Origin of the sequence: Komagataeibacter diospyri, assembly GCF_006538165.1 — a bacterium.
GTDB lineage: Bacteria > Pseudomonadota > Alphaproteobacteria > Acetobacterales > Acetobacteraceae > Komagataeibacter > Komagataeibacter diospyri.
The window spans coordinates 71,903-90,748 of record NZ_BDLU01000024.1; the positions used below are offsets into that span (position 1 = coordinate 71,903).

Consider the following 18,846-nt stretch of genomic DNA (forward strand, 5'->3'; position numbering starts at 1 on the left):
ATATTTTTTTTAAAGCTTCAGGGAACGCCGCCTTTTTGAAAAAAGGCGGCACCCAGAAACTTTGATCTGTTTTTATTATTGGCCCATGCCGGGCGATAGCAGCGGTCGGGTCAGGTTGTCATCCGGGTCGGGGCCGTGGCTGTGCGGCGCAGGCACGTCGCCTACGGGGGGGGCATTATGCAGGCCCGAATACTGCAACGGATCAACCCCGAACAGTTTATTGGACGCAGGCAGGCTGGCCGCATTCCCCCCCCCGCCACAGGCACGGATCATGCCAACCTGCGCCTGCAGGTAACGGGTCTGGACTTCCGCCTGCTGTATGCGCGCATCCAGTGTGCTGACCTGTGCGATCAGCACGTCCAGATAGGTGGCAAGGCCGCCCTTGTACAGGTTCATGGTAATATCCTGTGTCTGGCTGGCGGCGCCGACGGCTGCGCGCAGGCGGCCGTTTTCCCCATCCAGCCGGTTGGTGCGCGACAGCCCGTCCTCCACATCGCGAAACGCGTTGAGGATGGTGACACGGTAATGGTCGCGTGTTTCACGGTAGGCGGACCAGCTCTGCTGCAGTTGCGCGCGGCGCAGGCCCCCTTCAAATACCGGCATGGTCACGGTCGCGCCATAGGACCACATGGAGTTGGCAAGGTTGGCGAGGTTGAAGCCGTTATCATCAAACCCCCCGTTCATCTGGAACGATACATGCGGATAGAATGCGGCGCGTGCGATGCCGATGGCGCGGTTGGCCTGCGCCATCTGGCGTTCGGCAATGGCGACGTCGGGCCTGCGCTGCAACAGGTCCGACGGCATGGGGGCGCGCAGCCCGAAGCGCGTGGCATTCAGGTGTGCATCTGCTGTGATATGGAATGAAGACGGGGCGACGTTGACCAGAACGGCCACCGCATGTTCCATCACCTCGCGCTGGGCCTGAATGTCCAGCAGGCGGGCCTGTGTGGTGTAAAGCTGGTTCTGCGCGCGCGCCACATCCAGTTGTGACGCCGCCTGGTCCACCAGCCGTGTCTGGGTCACGCGCAGGGATTCCTGATAATACCGGATCGACTGGGTATAGATCGCCGCCTGCGCATCCAGCCCGCGCAGGGTGAAATAATCACTGGCCAGTTCGGCCTGCAGACTCAGTCGGGCTGCGGCATACTGTGCGGCCTGTTCCTGCGCATAGTCTTTCTGCAGGCGTACCCGGTTGCGGATGGAGGACCAGAAATCCGGCTCCCACGATGCCATGCCGCCATAGAATTCATCTGAATCCGTAATCGGCCCCTTGTAGCGGAACAGCCGTTCGGCCGAGCTTTTGTTGTTGCTGCCGCCAAAGGCCACGCCAAAATGCGGCAGCAGGTCGGCCCGGGCCTCGCTTACGATCGCACGTGCCTGCAGAAAGCGCTCGCTGGCCGCCTGCAGGTCTCCGTTATGGGCCATGGCGGTGGTTTCAAGGTCATCAAGCTGCGGGTCGGCAAAGCTTTCCCACCACTGCGCGGGAATGGTGTCGTCCATGGGGTGGGCCACGCCAAACGGGGCCTGTCCCTGCCATGTGGCAGGAATGACGTAATGCGGCGCATGGTAGGTGGGGGCAAGGTCGCATCCCGCCAGCGACAGCAGCGATATGGCGCATGCGCCCCCCATGCATGCCGAACGGTGGATGGTGCGGGCCATCATTCATCGTCCTTTTCATCGGTGTCGTTGCTGTACCCGGTCACGGGCCGGACCACGTGCACGCTCTCGCCTTCCAGCAGGTCGGCGGGCGGGTTGTCGATAATCCGGTCATCGGGCGCGACGCCCGACAGCACCTGCGTCGCCCCATCGCCCATGCGCCCTACGGTTATGGTGTGGAAATGCGCGTGGTTCTGCGCGTCCACCACGGCCACCTGCATGCCGTGTTCCTGAAACACCAGCGCGCCGGTGGGGATGGTCTGGTGGGCGGTCTGTTCAGGTGCCGTCAGGGTGACGGCGGCGAAGGTTCCGGGCCACAGGGCGTGATCGGTGTTGTCGATGATGAACTCACTCACGCTGGTGCGGGTGTCAGGGTCGTAGCCACCCGATACGGTCAGGAATTTCGCCTCGAACCGGCGATCGGGAAACTGTGGCACCTGCACGCTGGCCTGCAGGCCGGGCTGCAGGATGTAGGACATGTTTTCGGGGATCGAGACAAACAGCCGCATCTGGTGCGTATCCGCCACGCTGAACAGTTCGCTGGCCGCACCCGACGCGTTCAGGTTTCCGCCGCCTTCATGCACGTAGTCGCCCACGTTGATGTCACGCTCCGTCACCACGCCGTCAAAGGGGGCGACAATGACCTTGAAGCGTTCAAGGGCTGCGTAGCGGTCAAGGTTGTGGCGCGCGGCCTCCAGATCGGCTGCGGCTGATTTCTCGTTCGCGTCCTGCACGGATACCGACTGGCCCGATACCGCCTGTGACTTGCCCATCAGGCGCCACCGCTGGGCAGTGACCACCGCAAGGTCGTATTTCGCCTGCGAGGATTGCAGGTCCGCCTGTGCCTGCGCAAACTGGGCATCAAGGCCCGGGGTGTTGATTTCCGCCAGCACGTCGCCTGTGGCCACCCGTGCGCCGTAATCCTTGTACCACATGCGCACGTAGCCCGATGCCTGTGGGTAGATGGGGGCCTGGTACCAGGCCTCGATCGTGCCGGGCAGGTCCAGGCTGACATGGCGGGCCTCCTTGCGTGGCGAGATGATCATGACATCAGGCACGGAAGCGATGGCGGCTTCCCGCCGCAGGGCCGCCGCATGCTGCACGCGCCCGACCAGCAGGTACCCGCACCACCCCATGACGACGGCGGCACCGGCCAGCATGATGATTTTTCTGTTGTTCTGGGTGGACATCAGTTCATTTCCCCCGGACGCGGGACGGACGGTTATGCAGGATTGCGTAAACACACGGCACGAACAGCAGCGTGGACACGGTGGCCACCAGCAGCCCGCCAATGACGGCGCGGCCCAGCGGTGCATTCTGGGAATTGCTCATGGCCATGGGCACCATGCCGATCACCATGGCCAGCGCGGTCATCAGCACCGGGCGGATACGGCCATAACCGGCCTCCAGTGCCGCCCGTAGCGCATCGCCATGCTCCTCGATCCGTTCACGGGCGAAGGACACCACAAGGATGGAATTGGCAGTCGCCGTGCCCATGCACATGATGGCCCCCGTCAGTGCCGGGACCGACAGCCGCGTATGCGTCAGGAACAGCGCCCACGCGATACCGGCCAGCGCACCCGGAAGGGCCGTGATGATGATGAAAGGGTCCAGCCATGACTGGAAATTGACCACGATCAGCAGGTAGATCAGCAGCACCGACACAACCAGCCCGAACACCAGTTCGACATAGGCATGGCGCATGGTCTCGGTCTGGCCACGCACCACGACGGCTGCGGTGGACGGCACCTTGCCCCGCGTCTGGTCCAGCACGTGCTGCACGCCGGTCGTGACCTGCCCCAGATCCGCGCCCTCGGCAGAGACATAGATGTCAACTTCAGGCATGGAGTTGAAGTGCGAGACCTGCCCCGGCGTGCCCGTGGCGCTGACATTGCTGATACCGCCCAGCAACTGCATGTGTCGCCCCTGCGGGTCGCCATCGCCCTTGTCCACCGGAATGGTCATGAGGTTGTTGAAATGCGTCAGCTGGTCCTGTGACACATAGACATTCAGCGGAAACGTGATGCCCGTGGCCGGGTCCAGCCAGTATTGCGGGTCCACCGTCTGGCTGCCCGAAAGCGTCATGAGTTCGTTGTTGGCAAGGTCGGCTTCGGTCATGCCGGTGGCCTGACCGAAGGTGCGGTTGCCCTGCACGAACAGGGTCGGCGTCTTCATGGTCTGCTGGATCACCACGTCAGCTGCACCGGGAACTGCGCGCAGGCGGTTCACCAGCAGGCGGGCATAGTCATAGTTGTCGCGCAGGTCCGGCCCCGAAATCTGGATGTCGATGGGCGCGGGTGATCCGAAATTCAGGATCTTGGCCGTAAGGTCGGCGGGCTGGAAAGTGAACACCGTGCCAGGGAAACGGGCCGACAGGTCATGGCGCAGGATGGTGCGGTCATCCCAGACGGGTGTTTCCTCATCCTTCAGCGCAATGGTGATGTCGCAGTCCTGCGTGCCGATGGTTGGCGTGGGAATGAAGGCCTGGTTATGGGCGCCTTCGGGCAGGCCGCAGTTTTCGATCATGCTGTCCACCTTGCCGGGGAACAGGGCGTTGATCCGGTCTTCCACCAGCGATGCTTCGCGCCCCGCCACCTCGATACGGGTGCCCAGTGGTGCGCGCATGTGCATCTGGATCGTGCCCGATTTTGTTTCGGGGAAGAAATCCCGCCCCGCGATCAGGTACAGCCCCAGCGAACAGACCGAGATGCCAAGGAACACGCCCACGAACCGCCTGCGCCCCGCAATGGCGCGTTTCAGTATGCCCGCATAGCTTTCACGGAAACTGTTGAACCCGCGTTCAAACGCCTGCTGGAAGCGTTCGGGCAGGCGCCTGGGGTATTGCAGGTTGTGGACCTGCGGTTCGCAATGGTGGGAATCCCCGTGTCCTGCCACGCTGTGACCGGCCAGCAGGTATTTGGCCATGGTCGGCACCAGCGTGCGCGACAGGATGAAGGATGCGATCATGGCGAAGATGATGGCTTCCGCCATGGGCATGAACAGCCAGCCCGCAACCCCGCTCAGGCCAAACAGCGGCAGCCATACAATGCAGATGCAGGTGGTGGCGACAAAGGTGGGAATGACGATCTGGTTGGCCGCGTCGATGATCGCGGGTTCCAGCGTCTTGCCCATTTCCAGATGCGCGTCGATGTTCTCGATCATCACCGTCGCGTCATCCACCAGAATGCCCACCGCCAGCGCAAGCCCGCCCAGCGTCATGACATTGATTGTCTGCCCCGCCCAGTGCAGGCCGATGATGGCGCACAGGATGGCCAGCGGGATGGAGGTGGCGATGATGACCGTGGGCCGCCACGACCCCAGGAACAGGAGTACCACCATGCCGGTCAGGGCGGCGGCCGTCAGCATTTCGCGCACGACGTCGAAAATGGAATCCTTCACGAAGATCGAGGCATCACCCAGTATGCTGACCTTCACATCCGGCGGCAGGAGCTTCTGGATACGCGGCAGCAGCGCCTTGGCCCCTGCCACGACATCCAGCGTCGAGGCATCGCCGCTTTTCATCACGACGATTTCCACCCCCTGCTTGCCCTTCACCAGCACAAGGTTGGTCTGCGGGTGGCCGCCACGATAGACCTCCGCCACGTCATGGACATAGATTACGGCATTGCCCACGCGCTTGACCGGGATATCGCCCAGTTCCTTCATGGATCGCGGGGTGGCGTTGGTCTGCACCATCCAGTCGGTGGCCGAGATTTTCTGGTCACCTGCCGGCAGCACGATATTCTGTCCGCGCAGGGCGTTCTGCACGTCCATGGCCGACAGGTGATGCGCCTGCAATTGCTGCTGGTTCAGCGCCACCATGACAAAGCTGTCCATCCCGCCATAGGCCTGTGGCACCACCGCACCCGGCACGGTCACCAGCAGCGGGCGCACGCGGATCATGGCCAGTTTGAACAGGTCGGATGGTGTCTGTTTGTCGGACGTGACCTGAAGGGTCAGCACCGGCACGGATGATGCGTCAAGGCTCATTACCATCGGCGAGGGAATGTTTTCGGGCAGCTGCTTTATGACCGTCTGGGATATGGCGGTCACCTCGGCTTCCGCCTTGCCGATATCGGTGCCGGGCTGGAAGTATATGTTGACGATACCGCGCCCGTAATACGAACTGCTTTCCATATGTTCGATGCCCTCGACAGTCGAGGTCACCATCAGTTCGTAATTATAGATGATACGGCCCGCAAACTCCTCCGGCAGCATGCCGCCATAGGTCCAGACAACGGATACGACCGGTATTTTTATATTTGGGAACACATCGGTCGGCGTACGCAATACCGACATGATGCCAAAGACCACGATAAGGATCGATAGCACCACAAAGGTATAGGGCCGACGTAGTGCCGTCACTACGATGGCGTTCATGGAATGGATAATTCCCTGTAGCACGAAGAACCGTGCAGGTATCGTGGGTATGCGCCACGGTACCGGCATGCGGTTTTATTGTATGAATGGGCTGGCCGCCTTCCGCGCGGTGGCGTGCAGGCCCCTAGGGTTTACAGGTCATGGTGGTGGACATGGGACGATGCTCCGGCATGATCGGTAACAGGCGGGGCTGCATGGGGGCATGCGGCATCTGCCTGAAACGACAGATACAGCGTTTTTTTACAAAGTATGAACAGATAAGATTTAAAATAATCTTCATTACCGAAAATATACATTATTATTTCCAATAATTTATGAAGTATAATTTATAACTTATGAAAATGAATGAATAAAAAATACGTCATCAGGGAACTATTGGCCGATGCGGTAAATTTCCCGCATGCATGCATTTTAAAATAAAAATTATGGCATTCATGCCCCGTGTCATGTAACGGGGCGAACAGGACAGAAACCGGCCTGAAAAACATCAGGAAGTTTCTGGTGAAGTGTTTTTTCTGGAAAAATTAGAAAGAACGCTGCCTTTTCAGGAGAAGGCGGCACCCGAAAATTCCTATCCTTATTTATCAGTTGGTTATTTTGAAAAAGGCTGAAAGGGTCTGTCCGGTCCCTGCAACCTGACCGGCCCGCGCGGCGTTTACCATTTCCCCTTCCAACAGGTGACCCATGCCGCCTGCCCACCCCACTATCGTGGCGATTCCGGTACGTAACGAGGCTGCGCGTATCGGTCCCTGCCTGCGCGCCCTTGCGGCACAGCAGGGGGGCTGTCTGTCCCATGTTGTCCTGCTGCTTAACAACTGCACGGATGATACGCGCGGCGTGGTGCGTGCGCTGGTCCCGTCCCTGCCCTTTGGCGTGATTGTGGCGCAGCGGACCTATCCCCCGCCGGTGGAGCATGCGGGCACGGCCCGGCGTGCGGCCATGCAGGTTGCCGCGGGCCTTGCGGGGCCGGATGGTATTGTGCTGACCACCGATGCGGATGGCCGTGTCGCGCCCGACTGGCTGGCCAATACCCTGCGCGCCCTTGATACGGGCGTTGATGCGGTCTGTGGCCGTGCCCTGATCGACCCGGAGGAGTCACGCCTTATCCCCGTGCACCTGCATGAAGATGACCGGGCAGAAACCGATTATGCCACCATGCTGGACCGCATCCATGATCTGGTTGATCCTGACCCGCATGATCCATGGCCGCGCCATACGGAACATTCCGGTGCCAGCATTGCGGTAACGGTGGCGGCCTGGCGGCGCGCGGGAGGCGTCCCTGCCATACCGTTGGGCGAGGACCGGGGTTTCCTGCGTGCCCTGCGACGTGTGGATGTCACCATCCGCCACGCGCCTGATGTCACGGTCTGTGTTTCGGGCCGCATTGCCGGGCGGGCGCGTGGAGGCATGGCCGATACCATGGCGCGGCGCATGGTGCGGCAGGATGACATGCTGGATGACAGCCTTGAGCCGCCACGGGCCTGCCTGCGCCGTGCTCGGGCGCGCGCAGTACTGCGCCGCCTGCGTGCCCTGCCCCCGGCAACCAGCCCGTGGCATGGCGCGGTGGCTGATCTTGCGGCCCTGCTGTGCCTGCCTGCCGCGACCGTGACCCATATGGCCCGGGCACGGTTTGGCGGCATGGCGTGGGACAGGCTGGAGGCATCAAGCCCGGCACTTGTGCGCGTACCCGTCCGCCGTGCCGACCTGCCCATGCATATGGACGCGGCGCGGCAAATCGTGCACGACCTTCTGGTAGCGTCCAGTATCATGCCCGCCCCTGTACCGGCAGTGACATCCGTGGTGCACTGAATGGGGCGTATCGCCAGATGAAACGGATAGAAGGTTCGGGGGTCTTTTTTCAAAAAGGCAGTGTTCTTCGAAGCTTTTGAAAAAAGCTTCACCAAGAATTTTTCCAAAATCAGTCCGGTGTGTGGTTTGCAGGTTCCGGCGTCTCCGGTCCGTTGATTACGTCCAGCCGGTAATGCGCGTACCGCCGGGCATGGGTCACGTGCAGGTCGGCGGCGCGGCAGGTATTGATGAACAGGCGGGCGGCCTCGTTACCCGTGCATGGTGTATCGGTCGGTCCCGTCCAGTTGACCAGCACGACGGGCGCGCCCGCCTGCCGCAAGCGCAGGCAGTGCGCGGCAAGGCTGCGGATATCGCGGCGGGAGAGAAAATACAGTAGCTCCGAAATCACGATCAGGTCACATGCATGGGCGGGCAGTGGCGGGAATGCATCCGGCAACTGCCCGCGATGAAATGACACCCCCGGCAGCCCGGCACAACGGTGGCGCGCGCGGATCAGGGCGGCTTCGGCCACGTCCACCGCCAGCAGCCGGTCGCATTGCCGCGCCAGCCGCGCCGTCATCATGCCGATGGAACAGCCCAGTTCCAGCGCATGATGGAAACGCTGGCCTGACAGCACCGCCAGCGTCCGGCGGTACTTATCATGTTCATAGGTCCGCGTCGCCACACCCCATGGGTCGGGGCAACGTTTGTGCAGACGTTCGAATACGGTCCGGGACCAGCTTGTGGCATTCATGAATGGATAAAAACCTCAAAATCCGTTACCAGCGCCGCAAGCAGGGTGTCCGGCAGACGGAAACCATCGGGGTCGTCGGTAATCAGGCCGCCGTACTGGCTTTCATGCCTGCTGATCGCGCGGGCCTTGGCGGCGAGATGGGCGGTAATGTCCAGCCGCATGCCACGCGGTGGGGCATGATCCAGATCCCTGTCGGGCGGTAGCAGCCAGCCCCATACGGGATAGGCCAACAGCGTCAGCCCGCACAGCCGCCGCACGGCCACGCCCATTTTCCACGCCGCTTCATGATCGCAATGCGGGTCTGCGCGCCATGGGGCGAAAACCGTGGTGCAGTCATGCGTGGCGGCCAGATGGGCCAGACGTGCCGCCATCTGGTCAAACACTGCCCCCTCATGCGGGGCGGCGGCATCGGGCAGGCCAAGGAAGACAAGCCGATCGGGCGCAAGGCCCAGGCACGCAACGGCGTCGCGTGCTTCGCACTGGCGTTTTGCCCGCAGGCGCACAGCAGGCCACTGGCGCGAATGCGGGTGAGACGCCGCGCCGTCGGTCATGATGACGACAAGGGGCGCCTGCCCCGCTGCACAGCACGCGGCGATCAGCCCGCCACAGCCCAGGCTTTCATCATCGGGATGGGGGGCAAGGATCAGGGCCGTGCCGGGCGCAATGGCCGCAAGGGGGGTAACGGGCAGGTCGCGCAGGGCCGCGTGCAGGTCGGCCGCCTTCATGCATGGACGTCCGGCTGCGGCAGGTTGCGCCGGGTGAACCACGCTGCTGCCTCGCACAATGTCTCGTCCGGGGCTGGCTGGCGCAGGTAGGTGGACAGATCGCGGATGATCCGTTCCACCACGTTATCACGCACGAAGGCTGACAGCCCCAGCCCGCGTTCGACCAGTTCGATCACCTCCAGTCCCGCGCGTTCCACCGCAAGCCGGGCCAGGTTGACGGTGCCGGAAATATCGCCTGAATCAAAACGGTCCTGACTGCTGGCCACCAGGGCCGCGCGGCGTGTCCATAACAGCGCGGTTTCTCCCGCGATCAGCGCCAGGCCGATACGCGCCTGCTGTGCCGGGCTGCCCGCCCGGTCGCGGGCGGCAAGCTGGCTGCGCAGCAGGGCGGTCAGGCGTTCGATCCCGCCCAGTGCCACGGCCATGCCGCGCCATGCCCCGGCTGAAAATTCAGGCTGGCGCAGGTAATCCCCCGCCTGCCCCACCAGGCCCGCGGGTAGCACGGTCATGCCGGTAAAGTCGCATTGTCCCGTGCCCGCCCCGCGCATGCCGGTCAGTCCACCACTGGCATTATGGATGGCGCGGTCTTTCCCCAGCGCAACCAGCAGCATGCGCGTGGTATCCCGCCCCGTTCCGTCCTGCCCCGCCCGTGCCGTGACCAGGGCACGGGTGACCTGCCGCGCGCCGGACGCAAAGGCCTTGCCCCCATGCAGCGTAATGCCACGCGGCGTCTGTTCCATGCGCAGCGGTGTCACGTCATCGGTGACCCACAGGCCATACAGCGCGCCTTCATGCACCTCCGCCCCGACATGGGCCAGTTGTTCGGGTGTGCCGTACAGCGCGATCAGGCGGATGGCGTTGACATGGCCTTCCACCACGCGGCCAAGCGCAAGGCTGCCCTGCCCCACCAGCCGCAGCATGTGCAGCAGGCTCGCTGCACCATGCGGTTCGGTGCCAAAGCCCCGGCCGCCCAGCGTCTGTGGCAGGGGGGCGGCCAGTACGCCCAGCTGGCGCAGGCGGTCCAGCCCGCCAGTGGGAAATGCGGCCTGTGCGTCGTTGACCGTTGCTTCCTCCTCCAGTTCCGCGCGACAGGCGGTCAGAGCATCGAAGGGAAAGGTCATGGCGGCAATGCCTTTATGTATCAGGAGACAATTCGAAACCAACCTGTTGATAAAAAAAGATAAAAACTTTTTGGTGCTGCCTTTTGTCAAAAAAGGCAGGGTCTTTTCGAAACTTTATGGAAAAGCTTCACCAAAAACTTCTTTTAGCTTTCAGGTGTAGTCATGCGCTGACTTTTCAAACAGTCTCCAGGCGGAAAAGGAACAGGCCGGACAGAACCCATGTGCTGTCCACCTGCAGGCACAAACAGTGCCGATGGGCTGTTGGTTCCCTATGTAATGTTACAATCGGGCCGGTCCGTCTGTCCTGCGTGTGGCGCATGGGCCTGCGCTTTTCACGGTCTGTTTCATGTGTCAGTGTTTTCAGGACGTAGGGCGCGGGATGCTACCGTCCTGTCCCCAGCCAGATCCAGACGGAAGGCCGTTTCAATGAAGCTGTATTACACGCCGGGCGCGTGCTCGCTTGCCGCGCATATCATCCTTAATGAAACCGGGCTGCCCCACAGTCTTGAGCAGGTGGACCTGAAGACCAAGCAGACCGCCAGTGGTCAGGATTATCTGAAAATCAACCCGCGCGGGGCCGTACCCGCGCTGGAAATCGCACCGGGCACGGTGCTGACGCAGAATGTGGCGGTGCTGACCTATATCGGCCAGCAGTCGGATCATGCTGCCTTTCACCCTGCCCCTGATTCGATCGAATTCTTCCGTCTGCTGGAAGCCATCGGGTTCTGCGAGGACGTGCATGGCGCATTTGGTGCGCTGTTTGCCCCTGAATTGCCTGATGTCATGCGCGAGCGACTGCTGGCGAATGTTACGCGTCGCCTGAAGCAGGCCGAAGTACTGCTGGAAGCAGGTGGCAACGGGCACCTGCTGCCCGCAGGCTTCACGCAGGCGGATGCATTGATGGCCGTGATCCTGAGCTGGGCTGGACCACTGGGGATCGACCTTTCGGCCTATCCCCGTGCCAGTGCCCTGCGCGATGCGGTGTTGGCCCGTCCTGCGGCACAGAAGGCCCGGCGGGAGGAAGGGCTGGACTGAACCATACACGCGGATGGCCCGGACACCATCGGTACCCGGGCCATGTGGTATTGGAAACAGGTCGTTGCGGTCAGCCGGGCTGGATTTCGATCTTGCGTTCGCTCGGCTTGGCCGGTTCACGGCGCGGCAGGGTGACCTGCAACACCCCGTCCTTGATGCGGGCGCTGATCCGGTCTTCATCCACGCCTTCGGGCAGGCTGAAATGTTCGGAAAAAGCACCAAAGCTGCGGGTGGCGACGTGCTGTTTCTGCTCAGACGTTACAGGACTTTTCTTCTCGCCCGAGATGCTCAGTACGCCGTTACTGGCATTTAGCGTGATATCCTTTTCCGAACAGCCGGGTACTTCGATATAGATATGGTAGCCGGTTGCGTCTTCGGTAATGTCCGTGGACCCGATCCGGCCCGAGCCGAAGGTGTCGGGTGCGCGGTAGTCATCGATCAGCCGACCCACCTGGCGCTGCAGCACGGCGAACGGATCGGTTGCCCGCGTCGTGGCCGTACGAACCGGGGTTGCGACAAATGTCGGTCGTGTAATCATGGTCATTGCTCCTCAATACATACTATTGAGCGGTCTGTTCTGGGTCATTTCCGCCCTGCACCATGAATGCTGGGGCCAATATCCGGACCTTACAGTGATACAGATCAATCCTGCCATGCGGTCCATTCCATGCAGGGCTGACCTTTACTTTATCGAAATAAAACGATGCTGGATTTATGCCAGTACGCGGCAGAATTTTCGCAATGCAGGGCAGTATTGCAGCAATAAATCACCTCCGCTGCTTCTGCATGTCGCCAGAAAGGCTATATCTTGAGCGGTCCGTTATAACATGCGGCAACCCGTATCGGGTTTAACCAGAATGGAAAATATGCATGTCAGTTGAAAACACGCTTCGTGACGCCATCCAGAAGAAGTCTGTTGTGGGTTTCACGTTCGATGGCAAGACCTGTACCGGTTCCCCCCATGCGCTGGGTGAGCGCGATGGCATGCCGCATGTCCTGATCTATCGTGGCGAGGACGCACATGAAAAGCGCGTGCCCCCCACGGGTGAATGGAGCGTACTGCCGCTGTCCGACATCACCGGCATCCGCCTGCTGTCCGCTGAACCCTTCCACGTCGGCCACCCCGATGCGAAGACGAAGGCGGACCTGCATAAGGTCAGCGTAAGCGTCGGTTGAACCGGCCGGATACCCCGCCCGTTTGTGGCGGGGTACTGGATAAAAGTTTGGGGCTGGCATAGGTAAGCATTGTTTGCGACGGTTCACGCGGGCAGTTTAACCCATTGAGTGAGGATTTTCAGGAGTTTTGCAGGTGAGCGGATGTTGAAGCGCCACTCGCACTCGGCCAGGAAGAGATGGAAGTCTTTACGTGGTATTCCATTGTATCGCCGCAGATGCCGCTTCGCCTGGCTCCAGAAATTCTCGATGCCGTTGATATGGTTTCTGCCCAGAGCAAGATGCCTGCTGTGATCAATGCGTTCGTGATGGAATTCCGAGACATCCAGCTTGTCGTAAGCGTGCCAGGAATCGCTGTAAACAATTGAATCGGGTTGTACTTTCTTTCGAATGATCGACATCAATGTCTGATGTCCGGCATTGGGGATCATGACGGCATGGACACGGCCATGCCGTTTCAGCAGGCCGAAGACGGCCACTTTCCCGGCAGCGCCCCGGCCTCGTTTTCTTTTGCGATGCCCACCGAAATAGCTCTCATCGACTTCGATTTCACCCGAGACCGGCGCCTCATGAGCAATCTGTTCTGCGATAATCTCTCGTAATTTTCGGTAATACAGGGTCGCTGTATTACGATTGACGCCTACAGGTTCGGCGGCGCTCCGGGCGGGCGTGCCCGCAACGAAGTGCTCCAGAAGGCGCTTTTGGCTGCTGACAGGCAGCCGACTGCGACGACGTGCTTTCATGTGACATATCAAGCCTTTATTCGCTTACCTATGCCAGCCCCTAATATTATTCGATCGCACAATCTATTAAGCCAGCATACCCGACATTATAAATCATGCTGCGGCACGTATCCGGACTACCGCTCGGCCGCTGCCATGTACGTTCAGGTTACGGTTCTCTCGGTACAATGCACCGTCCTTGCCCATCCGGCAGGGGCCGTTATCATGTGACCCGATACGTCATGCATATTTTATCCCGGGACGGGAATACCGGATGCTCGTTGCATATTTACAACAACAACTGCAGCCTTTATGTATATACAAGTAGATGCAAATTTATTGAAAAAGGCTGTTTCCATGGCTGCTTCTTCCACGCCCACCCGGTCAATACGCGTGTCCTCACGTCCCGAGGTTGCCGCCCTGCCCGTCTATAATGCCGGCCTGTCGGAAGATGAGGTGCGCCAGAAATATAATGCATCACATATTTCAAAACTGGGCAGCAACGAAAATCCTTACGGTCCCTCACCTACGGCCCTGAAACAGTGGGACTGCCTGATACAGCGGATGTTCCGCTACCCCGATGCAACGGCATCCACATTGCGACAGGCGCTGGTGCAGGTAACGGACGTGCCTGCGGACCATATCATGCTGGGCAATGGGTCTGAACAGATCATACGCCTGATCAGCGAGGCCTATCTTTCCCCCCGTGAACGGGTCGTGACCGTCCTGCCTTCCTTCGGGCTGCATGTGATATGGCCTGAAATGATGGGCGCGCGGGTCGACGCGGTTCCCATTACCGCCGAAGGCCAGTTTGACCTGCCCGCCATGAAGCAGGCGGTTCAGGCCGCTCCGCTGAAAATCCTCATGTTTTCCAATCCATCCAATCCGGTCGGCTGCATGATGGAGGCACAGGACATGCTGGAACTGGTGGAATGCTGCCCACCGGACACGCTGATCGTGATTGACGAGGCCTATTATGAATACGCCCTGGGCAGCAAGAACTATCCCGACGCCACGAAAATCCTGCCCCGGCAGGCACGGCCATGGCTGGTGTTGCGCACGTTTTCAAAGGCCTATGCCCTGGCCGGGCTGCGGATCGGCTATGCGCTCGCATCCGATACCGGTGTCATCACCACCCTGAACAAGGTACGTGACCCGTTCAACACCAACATGGCGGCACAGGACATGGCGCTGGCGTCCCTGCAGGACAGGACGCATATGCAGACCAGTGTCGCAACAACCGTGGCTGAACGCGAACGCTTCATGCACGAACTGACGCAACTGGGCTATACTCCCGTGCCATCCCATACCAACTTCATATTCCTTGATGTCGGGCGGAACGCCTCGGTCCTGGCGGAAAGCCTGCTGCGGCATGGTGTCATCATCAAGCCCTGGCGTGAAAAGGGGTTTGAGACACATTTACGCGTCAGCGTCGGCCTGCCCACGGACAATGACCGCTTCCTCCGCGCCCTCGCCCTTGAAACCGGACAGACCGATGACAGCCATTGAAACCTTTATCACGCGGCTCCGCCCCCGGCTGGACAACAGGATTTCAACCAACGCGACGGTCCGGCAACATCACGCCCATGGTGAAGGCTGGCAGTCTCCCGATCCGGCCACCCAGCCCGATGTGGTTGTGTTCGCCCGGACAACGGAAGAGGTCGCGGCCATCGTCTCCGTCTGTCATGACCTGTACCTGCCGGTCATTCCCTTCGGCGGCGGGACATCACTAGAAGGACAGCTGACCGCGACGAAAGGTGGTGTCAGCCTTGACCTGTCGCAGATGAACGCTGTCCTCGACATCCGCCCGCAGGATCTGAGCTGCCGGGTACAGGCAGGGGTGACACGCCAGCAGCTGAATGGGCTGCTGCGCAGTGACGGGCTGTTTTTTGCCGTGGATCCCGGTGGGGAAGCAACATTGGGTGGCATGTGCGCCACCCGCGCATCCGGCACGGGTGCCGTTCGCTATGGCACGATGCGCGAAAACGTGCTGGGGCTGACCGCCGTCATGGCAGATGGCAAAATCATCCAGACGGGGGGAAATGTCCGCAAATCCGCGACCGGGTATGACCTGACCGGCCTGCTGATCGGATCGGAAGGAACGTTGGGCATCATTACGGAAATTCAGGCCCGCCTGCATGCGCTGCCCGAAACCGTTCTGGGCGCGACCTGTCAGTTCGGCACGCTGGCGGATGCGGTGAACACCGCCACGTCCATCATTCAGGCCGGCCTGCCCATCGGGCGGCTGGAACTGCTGGATGACGTGCAGATGGATGCCTGTATCAGGTACTCGTCACTGGAGGGATACGAACCCCTGCCGACCCTGTTCTTTGAACTGCATGCATCCCCCGCATCGGTAACGGAACAGGCGGACCTGCTACGCGAAATCACCGAATACCATCATGGCCTGTCATTCCGTGCGTCCGCCAGTTCCGAGGAGCGCACGCAGTTGTGGAAAGCGCGCCATGACGCCTTCTGGGCCTGCCTGGCCTACCGACAGGGGCACAAGGGCATGACCACCGACGCGGTCGTGCCGATTTCCGCCATGACGGACATGATCACGCTGGCCAAACAGGACATTGAGGAATCCGGGCTGGTTGCCCCCATTGTCGGCCACGTGGGGGACGGCAATTTCCATACCGTCATCCTGATCCCGCCCGAACAGGACGGATGGGCGCGCGCGCAGGCGCTGGATCACAAGATCATCCAGCGCGCCCTTGACCTTGGAGGGGCCATAAGCGGGGAACATGGTGTTGGCCTTGCCAAGCAGATGTTCATGCATAACCAGCATGGTGATGACGCCATTACAGTCATGCGCACCATCAAGCAGGCGCTGGACCCGCGCAATATTCTTAACCCCGGCATACTGCTACCTGCCTCCACCATCCCATGACACCCCGCGTATTTTCCATCCAGACGCTGCCCGTCAGCGCCTGGAAAAATGGGCAGGGCATAACACGTACCCTCACGGACGCACCCGGCTGGCGGGTCAGTATCGCAACCATTGACCGGTCATGCCCTTTTTCCACCTATTCCGGCATGCAGCGTCAGCAGGCATTGCTGTCCGGTGATGGGCTGGAACTGATCACACCCACGCATGAAAGCCTGCAACTGGAACGCGCGGGGCCCGTACTATCGTTTTCCGGCGCTGTTCCCCTTACCTGCCGGTTGAAGGGCGGTGCGGTGACCGTGCTGAACGTCATGTTTGTACCCGACAGGTTTCCCCATGCCGGAATCCGGTCAGTCACGACGGCATTCCTTCCGGATGCGATACAGGATACGATTATTGTTCCCGTACGTGGTTCGTGGCGCGTAACATGCATCAATAATGTCGTCCGCCACGTGACGACAGGCAACATCATGCGCGGCAGAATACAGTATATCGCGCCAATAGCCGACCACGACACGTTGTGTTACGTTGCTTCATCATGTATGTAAGACCATGTTATGATGACGCCTGATCATTCCTTCTTCCATCCGGCATCCCCGCAGGCTGCCATAGACCATGAATTGAGTGCTGTAATATGGCTATAGGTATTGCTGAAAATCAGGCTATCACACGCTATGAACAGGTCAAGCAGTATATCACGGCACGCATAAGAAGGGGAGAATGGAAAGTCGGTCAGCGCCTGCCGTCGGAAAGTGAACTGGTGGAGATCACTGGCGTATCGCGCATGACGGTACACCGTGCCCTGCGTGAACTGATGACGGAAGGACTGGTCACGCGCGCACAAGGTGTTGGCACGTTTGTCGCCCGCCCAGCCCCGCGCGCCGAACTGCTGCAGTTACATGATATTGCCGATGACATTATTGCCAGCGGCCATACCCACCGCTCCCGCGTCATCACGCTGGACACAGCGCGGGCCGATGTTGACCTGGCCATGTCATTCGACCAGCGTCCGGGCAGCAAGCTGTTCCATTCCGTGATCGTGCATTACGAGGATGATACGCCACTGCAGGTGGAGGAACGTTATGTCTCTCCGCATTTCGCGCCGGATTACCTGAATCAGGACTTTTCCGTCGCGCATCCGCACCGGCACCTGTACCATATTGCCGGTCCGGACGAGATCGAACACGTCATTTTCGCCATCACGCCGTCACAGGAACTCCAGCACCTGCTGGAACTGGAAACGCCGGAAGCCTGCCTGCAACTGGTCCGGCGCACATGGGTGCAGGACAGGATCGTGATGAAAGGCATCTTTACCTATCCCGGCAGCCGATACAGCCTGGGTGGCCGCCAGTATATGTAAGGATCATCAGGCCCGGCGCAGCAACTGCTTCCGCTGGGTCGCCAGTTCCTGCATATTACGAATTCCGGCCAGTCCCATGACATCGCGCACTTCACCCGACAGGCCGGTTGTCAGGGCGTCCATGCCCCTGCGTCCCCCTGCCGCCAGCGCCCATGCCCATGGACGACCCAGTGCCACACCGGATGCGCCCAATGCCAGCGCGATAACAATATCGCCCCCCTGCCGCACGCCGCTATCCAGCACGACCTCACATCGATCCCCGACAGCTTGCACAATTTCCGGCAATACGGACAGTGTTGCGGGCGACGGGTCCATCTGCCGCCCACCGTGATTGGAGACAATCAATGCATCCGCCCCGTTTTCCACGCACTGACGGGCATCGGTCGCATCCATCACCCCCTTGACGATCAGCCTGCCACCCCATTCCTTACGCAGCCATGCCAGATCCTGCCATGTCAGGGAGGGGTCAATTTCAGCGGCGGCGTTGCGTGCTTCCTCCAGCAGGTTCTGGCCCATGCCGTACGGGGCAAGATTGCCGATGCGGGCTTTTCCCGCCATCAGCATGCGCAGGCTCCATCCCGGCCTGCTGGCCATGGAAAGCAGTTGGGCCACCGAAGGCCGCGTCATGCGCCGGAACCCGTTGCGGACATCACGCGCCCGCATGGGCGTAATGGCGGTATCAACCGTCAGGATAATGCCATCAATCCCGCACGCCTGGGCGCGGCGCAACATGTCACGCGTCAGTTCACGGTCCCTGAAGACATAGATCTGCGCCAGAAGATCCACGCCCGGCACGCGGGCAAGTGTTTCCATGGCAGCGATGGAGAAGGTGGAAACGGCAAACGGAATACCCGCCCGCGCTGCCGCCTGCGCCGCCATGACATCCCCGCCTGCATGCATCATGCCTGCAAAACCGACCGGCCCCAGCATGAACGGCGCACCACGGGACTTGCCCAGCCATGTAGATCCGATATCCACCTGCGATACATCACGTAGGCAACGCGGGATAATTTTCCAGTCAAGAAATGCCTGGCGGTTCGCGCGTATGGTGACTTCGCCATGCGCGCCTCCGTTCACATAATCCCGAAACAGGCGCGGCAGGCGACGGTTGGCCATCTGATACAAGTCATCAACGCCTGAAAATTCCATTGCCCGCTTTCTCCACCACCTGTTGCGTCATTACCAAGAATACCCCCAATCTATTACTTTATAATAATAAAGATACGGAAAGGGGTATATTGT

The 18,846-nt window shown here is 60.5% G+C and carries 16 protein-coding genes; 7 read left to right on the forward strand and 9 right to left on the reverse strand.

Annotated features, from left to right (window positions below):
* Window positions 1-75 precede the first annotated feature (75 nt).
* From MSKU9_RS03735 to MSKU9_RS03745, 3 genes are read right to left on the reverse strand one after another with little or no spacing between them, the layout of a single operon-like run.
* Window positions 76-1,662 carry an efflux transporter outer membrane subunit gene (locus MSKU9_RS03735; RefSeq protein ID WP_141259998.1) on the reverse strand — a complete coding sequence of 529 codons (1,587 nt, stop codon included), beginning with the start codon at window positions 1,660-1,662 and terminating at the stop codon, window positions 76-78.
* Entirely contained in the window at window positions 1,659-2,846 is a 1,188-nt protein-coding gene (locus tag MSKU9_RS03740; protein WP_141259999.1) for an efflux RND transporter periplasmic adaptor subunit, read from the reverse strand. Before MSKU9_RS03740 ends, MSKU9_RS03735 begins: the two co-directional genes overlap by 4 nt.
* A 4-nt stretch (window positions 2,847-2,850) precedes the next feature.
* On the reverse strand, window positions 2,851-6,036 hold the full coding sequence (locus MSKU9_RS03745) for an efflux RND transporter permease subunit (protein WP_141260000.1): 3,186 nt from the start codon (window positions 6,034-6,036) through the stop codon (window positions 2,851-2,853).
* 684 nt (window positions 6,037-6,720) lie between these two features.
* Between MSKU9_RS03745 and MSKU9_RS03750 the strand changes: the two genes are divergently transcribed.
* Window positions 6,721-7,845, forward strand: coding sequence for a glycosyltransferase (locus tag MSKU9_RS03750; RefSeq protein ID WP_141260001.1), 1,125 nt, complete (start codon window positions 6,721-6,723; stop codon window positions 7,843-7,845).
* A gap of 109 nt (window positions 7,846-7,954) precedes the next feature.
* Here MSKU9_RS03750 and MSKU9_RS03755 read toward each other — a convergent pair whose 3' ends face one another.
* Genes MSKU9_RS03755 through MSKU9_RS03765 form a run of 3 tightly spaced genes read right to left on the reverse strand, consistent with a single transcriptional unit; the run spans window position 7,955 to window position 10,424 of the window.
* Window positions 7,955-8,578, reverse strand: a complete 624-nt coding sequence (locus tag MSKU9_RS03755) for a class I SAM-dependent methyltransferase (protein ID WP_141260002.1) — start codon at window positions 8,576-8,578, stop codon at window positions 7,955-7,957.
* Window positions 8,575-9,303: a PIG-L deacetylase family protein gene (locus MSKU9_RS03760; protein ID WP_141260003.1), complete on the reverse strand. Its 729-nt coding sequence runs from the start codon at window positions 9,301-9,303 to the stop codon at window positions 8,575-8,577. The genes MSKU9_RS03755 and MSKU9_RS03760 overlap by 4 nt, the downstream gene beginning before the upstream one ends.
* Window positions 9,300-10,424: an acyl-CoA dehydrogenase family protein gene (locus tag MSKU9_RS03765; RefSeq protein WP_141260004.1), complete on the reverse strand. Its 1,125-nt coding sequence runs from the start codon at window positions 10,422-10,424 to the stop codon at window positions 9,300-9,302. The genes MSKU9_RS03760 and MSKU9_RS03765 overlap by 4 nt, the downstream gene beginning before the upstream one ends.
* Window positions 10,425-10,850: 426 nt before the next feature.
* Between MSKU9_RS03765 and MSKU9_RS03770 the strand changes: the two genes are divergently transcribed.
* Entirely contained in the window at window positions 10,851-11,459 is a 609-nt protein-coding gene (locus MSKU9_RS03770) for a glutathione S-transferase N-terminal domain-containing protein (RefSeq protein WP_141260005.1), read from the forward strand.
* A gap of 70 nt (window positions 11,460-11,529) precedes the next feature.
* On the opposite strand, the gene MSKU9_RS03775 is transcribed toward MSKU9_RS03770, so the two are convergent.
* The gene (locus MSKU9_RS03775; protein ID WP_227002360.1) at window positions 11,530-11,997 is read right to left on the reverse strand and encodes an Hsp20/alpha crystallin family protein; all 468 of its coding nucleotides are present in this window, start codon (window positions 11,995-11,997) and stop codon (window positions 11,530-11,532) included.
* A 332-nt stretch (window positions 11,998-12,329) separates the two neighbouring features.
* Between MSKU9_RS03775 and MSKU9_RS03780 the strand changes: the two genes are divergently transcribed.
* Window positions 12,330-12,635, forward strand: coding sequence for a hypothetical protein (locus tag MSKU9_RS03780; protein WP_141260007.1), 306 nt, complete (start codon window positions 12,330-12,332; stop codon window positions 12,633-12,635).
* Between the two features lie 83 nt (window positions 12,636-12,718).
* On the opposite strand, the gene MSKU9_RS03785 is transcribed toward MSKU9_RS03780, so the two are convergent.
* The gene (locus MSKU9_RS03785; protein WP_141260008.1) at window positions 12,719-13,375 is read right to left on the reverse strand and encodes an IS1595 family transposase; all 657 of its coding nucleotides are present in this window, start codon (window positions 13,373-13,375) and stop codon (window positions 12,719-12,721) included.
* 336 nt (window positions 13,376-13,711) lie between these two features.
* On the opposite strand from MSKU9_RS03785, the gene hisC reads away from it, so the two are divergent.
* The 4 genes from hisC to hutC all read left to right on the forward strand — a co-directional run bounded on the left by hisC (window position 13,712) and on the right by hutC (window position 17,604).
* On the forward strand, window positions 13,712-14,863 hold the full coding sequence (gene hisC, locus MSKU9_RS03790; protein ID WP_227002361.1) for a histidinol-phosphate transaminase: 1,152 nt from the start codon (window positions 13,712-13,714) through the stop codon (window positions 14,861-14,863).
* Complete coding sequence (locus MSKU9_RS03795; protein ID WP_141260009.1) at window positions 14,850-16,247, forward strand: FAD-binding oxidoreductase; 1,398 nt, start codon at window positions 14,850-14,852, stop codon at window positions 16,245-16,247. Before hisC ends, MSKU9_RS03795 begins: the two co-directional genes overlap by 14 nt.
* A complete protein-coding gene (locus tag MSKU9_RS03800) occupies window positions 16,244-16,792 on the forward strand; it encodes a HutD/Ves family protein (protein WP_141260010.1) in 549 nt (182 codons plus the stop codon). Before MSKU9_RS03795 ends, MSKU9_RS03800 begins: the two co-directional genes overlap by 4 nt.
* A gap of 86 nt (window positions 16,793-16,878) precedes the next feature.
* On the forward strand, window positions 16,879-17,604 hold the full coding sequence (gene hutC / locus MSKU9_RS03805; protein WP_141260011.1) for a histidine utilization repressor: 726 nt from the start codon (window positions 16,879-16,881) through the stop codon (window positions 17,602-17,604).
* Between the two features lie 6 nt (window positions 17,605-17,610).
* On the opposite strand, the gene MSKU9_RS03810 is transcribed toward hutC, so the two are convergent.
* Complete coding sequence (locus MSKU9_RS03810) at window positions 17,611-18,753, reverse strand: alpha-hydroxy acid oxidase (RefSeq protein WP_141260012.1); 1,143 nt, start codon at window positions 18,751-18,753, stop codon at window positions 17,611-17,613.
* Between the last annotated feature and the right edge of the window lie 93 nt (window positions 18,754-18,846).